Below are 10,709 nucleotides of genomic sequence, written 5' to 3' on the forward strand. Positions count from 1 at the left end.
GAACGGCCCGAACGCGGCGATGGCGGCCGTCCAGCCGATGACGCCACCGGCCTGCCGCCGTTCGAAGATCATCGGCATCTGCTTGAAGGTCGAGGCGTTTCCGATGCCGGCGAAGAGGAAGATCGCGAGCATGCCGTAGAGGAACTGGTTGAACCCCGACTCCAGGGTCGCTGCCGAGCTCGTGTCGGGCGTCAGCCCGGGAATCGTGTACGCGATGGCGGCGATGAGGCCGATGCCGGAGATGAGCGTCCAGATCGCACCGCCCATCCGGTCGGTCAGCGGGGAGAAGGCGACGCGGGCAGCCGCGCCGATGAGCGGGCCGAGGAAGACGTACTTCACGGCATCCGGCACGGCGTAGCCGGCGACGAGCACCGTGGCGCTCGCGCCGCTGCCCTGGACGATGTCGGTGTTGCCGCTGCCGTAGAGGTTGGTCATGAGCAGACCGAACTGGGCGGCCAGGCCGGAGAAGGTGCCGAAGGTCATGATGTAGAGCAGCGTCATCCACCAGGTGTCCTGGTTGCTGAAGATGTCGAACTGCTGGCGGATGTTCGCCTTGACGGGCACCGACTTCAGCATCGTCCACGCGAGGACCGCGCCGACGACCATGAGCGGGATCCACACGAAGGCGGCGTTCTGGTACCAGACGGTCGCCGGCTCCTTGCCGGGAATGGTCATCTGCTGGCTGCCGCCGAAGATCGCGAGGGCACCCATGGCGATGAGGTACGGGGTGAGCAGCTGCACGAACGAGACGCCGAAGTTGCCCAGACCGGCCTGCAGACCCAGGGCCGTGCCCTGCATGCGGCGCGGGAAGAAGTACGAGGTGCTCGGCATGAAGCCGGAGAACGCCCCGCCGCCGATGCCGGCGAGGAAGGCCAGCACCATGAGCTCCCAGTAGGGGGCATCGGGGGTCTGCACGCGCACGCCCCAGCCGAGGGTCGAGGCGATGAGCAGCAGGCTGGTCAGCGACACCATCTTGCGGGTGCCCATGATGGGTGGCAGCACCATCCACACGAGCCGGAACAGCCCCGCGGCCAGACCCGGCATCGCGGCCATCCAGTAGAGCTGGCTCTTGCTGAAGTCATAGCCGAGCGCGTTGAGCTTGGGGATGATCGCGCTCGGCAGGAACCAGGCGACGAAGGCCAGGGTCAGGCAGAAGGTCGTGATCCACAGGGTGCGCCAGGCCAGGGACTTGTCCCAGGTCTGCTCGTTCTCCGGGTCCCAGGACTCCAGCCACTCACCCTTGCGGGCCGGTGCGGGGGCGGTGCTCATCGATGTCTCCTTAGCGGACGGTCGCGGTGGCGACCGGGGTCTCGAGGTGGCGGGCGAGGTCGGGCGACTCGCGGTGCAGCATGTGGACGACCGTCCAGTGCATCCAGATGAAGCAGGCGGCGGTCAGCAGGAACAGGACGAAGAACGTCGAGCTCGGGAAGCCTGACCAGACCTTGGTGTAGGCGAACAGCGGCGGCAGGACGAACCCGCCGAGCCCACCGAACATCCCGACGAGGCCGCCGACGGAGCCGACGTTGTCGGGGAAGTACTCGGGGATGTGCTTGTAGACGGCGGCCTTGCCGACGCCCATGGCGCAGCCGAGGAGGAATACGAGCAGGGCGAACGGGACGATGCCGATGGCGTAGGCCAGGTGCTCGCTCTGGGTGCCGTCGGCCTGGTCGATGACGAGGTGGCCGTTGGGCATCATGAGGATGCCGGTCGTCGCCAGCATCACCCCGAAGGTCCAGTACATGACTCGGCGGGCACCGTACTTGTCGGAGAACCAGCCACCGACCGGGCGCAGCAGGGATGCCGGGAAGATGAACGTCGCGGTGAGCAAAGCGGCGACCTGGAGCTCGACACCGAAGTTGTCGACGTAGTACTTCGGCAGCCAGGCCGACAGCGCGACGTAGGCCCCGAAGACCGCCGCGTAGTAGAGGCTGAAGCGCCAGACGCGCACGTGCTTGAGCGGGGCGAGCATCTCGCCCAGTGGCTTGCCGGCACCGTTCATCTTGTCGTGTCGGGGGACGATCAGGAACGTCAGGATGGCGACGACGACCAGCGCGACGGTGTAGAACGCGGGGAAGATCCGCCAGCCACCGGGGAAGATGCCGAGGTACATCGCGCCGGCCGTGCTCGCGATGATCGTCGGCAGCAGCACCACGAGCAGCTTGGTCACCGAGGCGCCGACGTTGCCGGCGCCGAAGACGCCGAGGGCGAAGCCCTGCCGCTCCTTGGGCCACCAGGCGGCGTTCCACGCGATGCCGACGCTGAACAGGTTGCCCGCGAAGCCGACGAGGAAGGCCAGCACGAGCAGGGCGCCGTAGCCCGAGACCTGGGTGAGGAAGAAGCACGGGATGGCCGTGAGCAGGAGCATGGAGATGGTCACCACCCGGCCGCCGACCCGGTCGGTGAGCATGCCGGCGGGCAGGCGCCACAGTGACCCGTTGAGCACGGCGACGGCGGAGATCCACGCGAGCTCGGGGTCGCTCAGCCCCAGTTCCTTCTGGATCGGCACGCCGAGGATGCCGAACATCAGCCACACCGCGAACATCAGGGTGAAGGCGATCGTCGACATCGTGAGGACGCGTTTGGCGCCGCTCGACACCTCGGGATGGGCGGGTGCCGTGTCCGGCTCCGTGGTCAGGGTCATGACCGTGGCCTCCATTTGGATGAGAGTAGTCATCTAAATATCTCGGATCGGACGTTACAACCGCCGTTGACCAGCCTGCCAGTGAGGTCACCCTTATGTCTACGACGGATCGTCGTACACCGAAAAGTGAGCCTCTGTCAACGGAATCTGGTGACTTCACGCCCGACGCGCGAGTGTGGTTCGATAGGAGAAATCCTGTCCTCCAAACTGAGGAGCGACCCGCGTTGAGCGCCCCGACAGACGACCTCGGCCCCGCCGCCGTGCTCGCCTCGCCCGTGCGCCGACGCCTCCTCGACACCTTGGCCCACGCCACGGCGACCAGTCACGACCTGACCACCCCCGTGGGCCTGACTGCGGCAGAGCTCGCCGAGCACGTCGGGCTCCACTTGACGACGGTGCGCTTCCACCTCGACCAGCTGGTCGCCGCCGGTCTGGTCGAGGCCAGCTTCCACCGCAGCGGCAGCGCGGGTCGCCCGCGCAAGATCTACGCGCCGGTGCAGGGCTCGCTCGCCGAGGTCGACGTCGCGGGGGAGGCCGACGCGCTGCGCCTGCTCAGCAGCCTGCTCGCGGGGGCGTTCGCCGACAGCAGCGGGGGTGCCACCCCGACGCCGCTGGAGGCGGGCCGCCGGTGGGCCGTCGAGCACGTCCCGGCCGACCCGGCATCCACGCCCGCGAGAACGCCGGGACAGTGGCTGAGCAAGGTCGGCCGGATGCTCGACGTCCTGCACGTGTGGGGCTACACCCCGGAGATGTCGACCTCCGACGGCGGGCGCACCGCCCGCCTCGTGCTCAAGGACTGCCCGTTCCTGGCCCTGGCCGTCGACAACCCGGCCGTGGTCTGCGGCATCCACCGCGGCCTGATCACCGGCTCGATGGAGCAGTTCGGTGAGCCGGACACCGAGATCGGCCTCGAACCCTTCGTCGGCCCCGCCACGTGTGTCGCGCACGTGAGTACCCGAACCCCCTTCCGTGACAAGACCCCCGGCACGGCAACCAAGGAGCCCGCATGACCACCAGCCCCGCCCTCGACGGGCCGCTGACCAATGCCCTCGTCGGCACCCGCCGGTTCTTCACCCGGTCACAGGTGTCCGACGACAAGCGCTCGATCCACACCGAGGGCGGCCGCTCCGGCGACGCGTTCTACCGCGACCGCTGGAGCCACGACAAGGTCGTGCGCAGCACCCACGGGGTGAACTGCACCGGCTCCTGCTCGTGGAAGGTCTACGTCAAGGACGGGATCATCACCTGGGAGGCGCAGCAGACCGACTACCCCTCCACCGGCGCCGACCGCCCCGAGTACGAGCCACGCGGCTGCCCCCGCGGCGCGGCCTTCAGCTGGTACACCTACTCCCCGACGCGCGTGCGCTACCCGTACGTGCGCGGTGTGCTGCTCGAGATGTTCCGCGAGGCCAAGGCGGCCCTCGGTGGCGACCCCGTGCTCGCCTGGGCGTCCATCGTCCAGGACCCTGACAAGGCCCGGCGCTACAAGTCCGCCCGCGGCAAGGGCGGCCTGGTGCGTTCGAGCTGGGACGAGGTCGTCGAGATCATCGCCGCCGCGCACGTCTACACCGTCAAGCGCTGGGGCCCGGACCGCATCGCCGGCTTCTCGCCGATCCCCGCGATGTCGCCGGTCTCCTACGCCTCGGGCGCCCGCTTCCTCGAGCTCGTCGGCGCCCCGATGCTCTCGTTCTACGACTGGTACGCCGACCTGCCGAACGCCTCGCCGCAGATGTTCGGCGACCAGACCGACGTCCCCGAGTCCGGCGACTGGTGGGATGCCGGCTACCTCATCATGTGGGGCTCGAACGTCCCGATGACCCGCACCCCTGACGCGCACTGGATGACCGAGGCGCGCTACCGCGGCCAGAAGGTCGTCGCCGTCTCGCCCGACTACGCCGAGAACGTCAAGTTCGCCGACGAGTGGGTCGCCGCGGCCCCGGGCACCGACGGCGCGCTCGCGATGGCGATGGGGCACGTCATCCTCAAGGAGTTCTTCGTCGACAGCCAGGTCGACTTCTTCACGCAGTACAACCAGCAGTACACCGACCTGCCCTTCCTCGTCGCCCTCGAGGATGCCGGGGACGTCGCCGACACTGCCGAGGGCGCCGACGGGCCGGCCTACCGGCCCGGCAAGTACCTCGTCGCCGGTGACCTCGACATCGCGCAGGCCGCCTCCGAGAACGCGATGTGGAAGCCGGCCGTGCTCGACGCGCGCACCGGTGACGTGGCCATCCCGAACGGCTCCATCGGCTTCCGCTACGGAGACGAGGGCTGGGGCAAGTGGAACCTCGACCTCGAGGACATCGACCCCGTCCTGACGCTGCACGGCCTCGACGCCGGTGGCACGGCATCCGAGACGGCCCGGGTCGTGATGCCGAGGTTCGACGCGTACGACGGCAAGGTCGCGCACGTGACGCGCGGGGTGCCGGTGCGCCGCATCGGTGGGCGCCTGGTGACCACCGTGCTCGACCTCATGCTCGCCCAGTACGGCGTGGCCCGCCCCGGGATGCCGGGCACCTGGCCGGCCGACTACGAGGACCCCTCCACCCCGGCGACGCCGGCGTGGCAGGAGGAGATCACCAACGTGCCCGCCGAGCAGGTCGTGCGGCTGGCGCGTGAGTGGGCGCAGAACGCCATCGACACCGGCGGTCGCGGGATGATCCTCATGGGGGCCGGCACCAACCACTGGTTCCACTCCGACCAGATCTACCGGGCGATGCTCGTGCTCACGACGATCACGGGGTGCCAAGGGCGCAACGGTGGCGGCTGGGCGCACTACGTCGGCCAGGAGAAGATCCGCCCGATCATGGGCTTCCAGCACATGGCGTTCGCGCTGGACTGGCAGCGCCCGCCGCGGCACATGAACCAGACGGCGTACTGGTACGTCAACACCAGCCAGTACCGCTACGACACCTTCACCGCCGACGACGTGGATGCCGGCACCGGCGTCTTCGCGGGCAAGGGCGTCATGGACCTGCTCGCCCAGTCGGTGCGCCTGGGCTGGACCCCGAGCTACCCGACCTTCAACCGCAGCAGCCTCGCGCTGGCGGACGAGGCGGATGCCGCGGGGCTGGCTCCCGCGGACTACGTCGTCGACCAGCTGAAGTCCGGTGCCCTGAAGTTCGCCGTCGAGGACCCGGAGGCGGAGGAGAACCACCCCCGCATCCTCAGCCTGTGGCGGGCAAACCTGCTGGGGTCCAGCGCCAAGGGCAACGAGTACTTCCTCAAGCACCTGCTCGGCACCGACAACGCCGTCACCGCCGAGCAGGCCCCGCCGGACAAGCGCCCCACCGGGATCGAGTGGCCCGAGCACGTGCCCGAGGGCAAGCTCGACCTGCTCATGACCATCGACTTCCGGATGACGAGCTCGACGCTGTTCTCCGACGTCGTCCTGCCGGCAGCCACCTGGTACGAGAAGCACGACCTGAACACCACCGACATGCACCCCTTCGTGCACTCCTTCAACCCGGCGATCTCCCCGCCGTGGCAGTCCAAGACCGACTGGGAGGCGTGGAAGGCGGTCGCGAAGAAGTTCTCCGAGCTCGCGGTCGACCACCTGGGCACCCGGCGCGACGTCATCGCCAAGCCGCTGTGGCACGACACCCCCGAGGCGATGGCCACGGTGCACGGTGTCGTCAAGGACTGGCGCCTCGGCGAGTGCGAACCCGTGCCGGGCAAGACCCTGCCGGTGCTCGCCGTCGCCGAGCGTGACTACACGGCCATCTACGACAAGATGACCTCGATCGGCCCGCTCATGGAGAAGGTCGGCATGCTCACCAAGGGTGTGCCCTACGACGTCAAGCGCGAGGTCGACATCCTGCGCCACCGCAACGGGGTCGCCCACGGCGGCGCCGGCAACGGCCAGCCCCGGCTCGACACCGACATCCACATGGCCGACGCGATCCTGCACCTGTCGGGCACGACCAACGGTCACCTCGCCACCCACGGCTTCAAGAACGTGGAGAAGCGCACCGGCACCCAGCTGCACGACCTCGCGGCCGAGCACGAGGGCAAGCAGATCACCTTCGCCGACACCCAGGTCGCGCCGGTGCCGGTCATCACCTCCCCGGAGTGGTCCGGGTCGGAGAGCGGTGGCCGCCGGTACTCCCCGTTCACGATCAACATCGAACGCAAGAAGCCGTTCCACACGCTCACCGGGCGCCAGCAGTTCTACCTCGACCACGACTGGATCCTCGGCATGGGGGAGGCGTTGCCGGTCTACCGGCCGCCGCTGAACATGACCGAGCTCTTCGGTGAGGCCGCGCTCGGCGAGCAGAACGCCCTCGGCGTCTCGGTGCGCTACCTGACCCCGCACAACAAGTGGTCGATCCACAGCGAGTACCAGGACAACCTGTTCATGCTCAGCCTCTCCCGCGGCGGGCAGACGATCTGGCTGTCCGACGTCGACGCCGAGAAGATCGGCGTCGCCGACAACGACTGGATCGAGGCGGTCAACCGCAACGGTGTCGTCGCGGCCCGCGCGATCGTCTCGCACCGGATGCCGGAGGGCACCGTCTACATGCACCACGCGCAGGACCGGCTCATCGACGTCCCCCTCACCGAGACCAACGGGAGGCGAGGCGGCATCCACAACTCCCTCACCCGGATCATGATGAAACCGAGCCACATGATCGGCGGCTACGCCCAGTTCGCCTACTTCTTCAACTACATCGGGCCCACCGGAAACAACCGCGACGAAGTGACGATGATCCGCCGCCGCGCCAACCAGAACGTGGAGTACTGACATGCGCGTCATGGCCCAGATGGCGATGGTCATGAACCTCGACAAGTGCATCGGGTGCCACACCTGTTCGGTCACGTGCAAGCAGGCGTGGACCAACCGGGCCGGCACCGAGTACGTGTGGTTCAACAACGTCGAGACCCGGCCCGGCCTGGGCTACCCGCGCGGCTACGAGGACCAGGAGGAGTGGCGCGGCGGCTGGGTGATGAAGAACGGCCGCCTCCAGCTGCGGGCCGGCGGGCGGCTCAAGAAGCTGCTGACGATCTTCAGCAACCCCAAGATGCCCTCGATCAGCGACTACTACGAGCCGTGGACCTACGACTACGAGACGCTGCTCAACTCTCCCGCGCAGAAGAACTTCCCCGTCGCCCGGCCGTACTCGCTCATCTCGGGCAAGCCGGTCAACGTGTCGTGGAGCGCCAACTGGGACGACGACCTCGGCGGCTCGCGCGAGCACGCGGCCAAGGACGTCATGCTCAAGGGCATCGAGGACAAGGTGAAGTTCGAGTTCGAACAGACCTTCATGTTCTACCTGCCGCGCATCTGCGAACACTGCCTCAACCCCTCGTGCGCGGCGTCGTGCCCCAGCGGCGCGATCTACAAGCGCGAGGAGGACGGCATCGTCCTGGTCGACCAGGACCGCTGCCGCGGCTGGCGGATGTGCATCACCGGCTGCCCGTACAAGAAGGTCTACTTCAACCACAAGACCGGCAAGGCCGAGAAGTGCACCTTCTGCTACCCGCGCATCGAGGTCGGCATCCCCACGGTGTGCTCCGAGACCTGCGTGGGCCGGCTGCGCTACATCGGGCTCGTCCTCTACGACGCCGACAAGGTGCTCGAGGCGGCCACCACCGAGGACGACACCGACCTCTACGAGTCCCAGCTGGGCGTGTTCCTGGACCCCGAGGACCCGGAGGTCCGGCGCGAGGCCGAGGCGGCCGGCATCCCCGGTGACTGGATCGAGGCAGCCCGCCGCAGCCCGGTGAAGAAGCTGATCATGGACTACAAGGTCGCGCTGCCGCTGCACCCGGAGTACCGCACGATGCCGATGGTCTGGTACATCCCGCCGCTGTCGCCGGTCGTCGACGTCATCAAGGACACCGGCTACGACGCCGAGGACGTCGACAACCTCTTCGGGGCCATCGACACCCTGCGCATCCCCGTGGAGTACCTGGCGAACCTGTTCACCGCCGGTGACGTCGCCCCCGTCAACACGGTGCTCAAGAAGCTCGCGGCGATGCGGTCGTACATGCGCGACATCAACCTCGGGCGCGACCCCCGCGACGAGATCCCCGCCGCGGTCGGGATGGAGGGCGAGGACATGTACGAGATGTTCCGCCTGCTCGCCCTGGCCCGGTACGAGGAGCGCTACGTCATCCCGACCGCGCACGCCGAGCAGGCGCACTCGCTCGAGGAGATCGCGACCGACTGTGCGGTGTCGCAGTACGGCGGCGGCCAGGAGATCTTCGGCGAGGGGTCCGGAAGCACCCCGACCCCGATCGCCGCCGAGAACCTGCGGGTGCGCCGTGAGGCGCTGACCGCCGACAGCATCGACGAGCTGCCGCCGGACAACCCCCTGCGTGGCCGGGTCAACCTCCTGAACTGGGACGGGCGGGGGATGCCGGACGGCATCTTCCCGGGTGGCGGCTCCGGTTCGGGCGAACGGGCCGACCGATGAAGTGGCGGCGGCACCGCGACGCACGCCCCGGCATCCGGGAGAAGGACCTCGTCGACACCTGGCAGGTGGTCTCGCTGCTGCTCGACTACCCCGACGACGTGCTGCTGCAGCGGGTGCCGATGCTGCGGGGCGTGGTCGAGGGCCTGCCCGAGGCCCAGCGGATGCCGTTGCTCGAGTTCCTCGACCACCTCACCTCCGCGCGGCTGGGCGCCCTCCAGCGCGAGTACGTCGACACCTTCGACGTCACCCGCAAGTGCTCGCTGCACCTGACGTACTTCACCTCGGGTGACACGCGACGGCGCGGGGTGGCCCTCGTGGAGTTCAAGCAGGCCTACCGCCGGGCCGGTCTGGAGTTCGACAGCGAGGTCGAGCTGCCCGACCACCTGTGCGTCGTGCTCGAGTTCGGCGCGATGCAGGACTGGGCCACCGCGTGGCACCTGCTGACCCGCCACCGGGTGGGGGTCGAGGTGCTGCGGGCCGGGTTGGCCCAGCGCGACTCGCCCTGGCTGCCCGTGCTCGAGGCGCTGCGCTCGACGCTGCCGCCGCTGGAGGGCAGCGACACCGAGGCCCTGCTGCGGCTCGTCGAGCAGGGCCCACCCCAGGAGGAGGTCGGGCTCGAGCCGTACGCCATCGACCCCCGACTCAACCCCCGACCCGAACCCGCCGACACCACAGCGATGCTCGGCACGACCATCCCGGTAGGAGCCCCCCGATGACCACGTTCCTGTGGGTGATCGTCCCGTACGTGTGCCTGGCCGTGTTCGTCGTCGGGCACTTCTGGCGCTACCGCTACGACAAGTTCGGCTGGACCACGCGCTCCAGCCAGCTCTACGAGGACAGGCTGCTGCGCATCGGCAGCCCGCTGTTCCACTTCGGCATGCTCGGCGTGGTCATGGGCCACGTCATCGGCCTGATCATCCCGCAGGTGTGGACCAACGCGTTGGGGCTGAGCCCGCACACGTACCACGTCATCGCCCTCGCCGGTGGCATCCCGGCCGGGATCGCCGCGGTGGCCGGACTCGTCATCCTCGTCTACCGGCGGCGCACCACCGGCCCGGTGTTCAGCGCGACGACCGTCAACGACAAGGCCATGTACGCCGTGCTCGGCACCGTCATCCTCCTCGGCATGTGGAACACCGTGGCCGGCAGCCTGTTGCAGTTCGGCGGCGAGTACAACTACCGCGAGGGCGTCTCGGTGTGGTTCCGCAGCATCTTCGCGTTCCAGCCGCAGCCCGAGCTGATGGCGGCGGCACCACTGGGCTTCCAGCTGCACGCGCTGCTCGCGTTCATCCTGTTCGCGATGTGGCCGTTCACCCGGCTCGTCCACGTCTTCTCGGCGCCGCTCGGCTACCTCACCCGGCCCTACCTGGTCTACCGCTCCAAGGACGAGCGGCCGGGTCGCGGGTCGGGCAACCGGGCGCCGCAGCGTGGCTGGGACAAGCCGGAGCTGACCCGCAAATGACCGACCTCCTGGCAGCCGAGGCGCAGTGGCACGCGTGGATCGCCGATGCCTGCACCGCGCTCGACGTCGACCCGGATGCCGTCGACGTGCCCGGCATCCACGCCCTCACCAAGGACATCGCGCACGGGTTCGCCCGGCCGATGGCTCCCGTCGGGTCCTACATCCTCGGGCTCGCGGTGGGCGCCCG

General features: G+C 68.7%; 8 protein-coding genes. 6 read left to right on the forward strand and 2 right to left on the reverse strand.

Annotated elements, in window-relative coordinates; translation table 11 throughout:
- A partial coding sequence (locus tag PLL68_RS03570; protein WP_324531713.1) for an MFS transporter occupies positions 1-1,269 on the reverse strand: 1,269 nt, incomplete at its 3' end.
- A gap of 10 nt (positions 1,270-1,279) precedes the next feature.
- Positions 1,280-2,656, reverse strand: a complete 1,377-nt coding sequence (locus PLL68_RS03575) for an MFS transporter (RefSeq protein ID WP_324531715.1) — start codon at positions 2,654-2,656, stop codon at positions 1,280-1,282.
- A 209-nt stretch (positions 2,657-2,865) separates the two neighbouring features.
- Here PLL68_RS03575 and PLL68_RS03580 point away from each other — a divergent pair, with 209 nt between their 5' ends.
- The 6 genes from PLL68_RS03580 to PLL68_RS03605 all read left to right on the forward strand — a co-directional run.
- On the forward strand, positions 2,866-3,651 hold the full coding sequence (locus PLL68_RS03580; protein ID WP_324531717.1) for a helix-turn-helix transcriptional regulator: 786 nt from the start codon (positions 2,866-2,868) through the stop codon (positions 3,649-3,651).
- Positions 3,648-7,385, forward strand: a complete 3,738-nt coding sequence (locus tag PLL68_RS03585) for a nitrate reductase subunit alpha (protein WP_324531719.1) — start codon at positions 3,648-3,650, stop codon at positions 7,383-7,385. Before PLL68_RS03580 ends, PLL68_RS03585 begins: the two co-directional genes overlap by 4 nt.
- 1 nt (position 7,386) lies before the next feature.
- Entirely contained in the window at positions 7,387-9,060 is a 1,674-nt protein-coding gene (gene narH / locus PLL68_RS03590; RefSeq protein WP_324531721.1) for a nitrate reductase subunit beta, read from the forward strand.
- Positions 9,057-9,776, forward strand: a complete 720-nt coding sequence (gene narJ / locus PLL68_RS03595; protein ID WP_324531723.1) for a nitrate reductase molybdenum cofactor assembly chaperone — start codon at positions 9,057-9,059, stop codon at positions 9,774-9,776. Before narH ends, narJ begins: the two co-directional genes overlap by 4 nt.
- Entirely contained in the window at positions 9,773-10,522 is a 750-nt protein-coding gene (gene narI, locus PLL68_RS03600; protein ID WP_324531725.1) for a respiratory nitrate reductase subunit gamma, read from the forward strand. The genes narJ and narI overlap by 4 nt, the downstream gene beginning before the upstream one ends.
- The coding region (locus PLL68_RS03605) for a DUF6457 domain-containing protein (protein ID WP_324531727.1) at positions 10,519-10,709 on the forward strand (191 nt) is incomplete at its 3' end. The genes narI and PLL68_RS03605, both read left to right, overlap by 4 nt.

Origin of the sequence: Ornithinibacter sp. (genome assembly GCF_035443565.1) — a bacterium.
Classification (GTDB): domain Bacteria; phylum Actinomycetota; class Actinomycetes; order Actinomycetales; family Dermatophilaceae; genus Fodinibacter.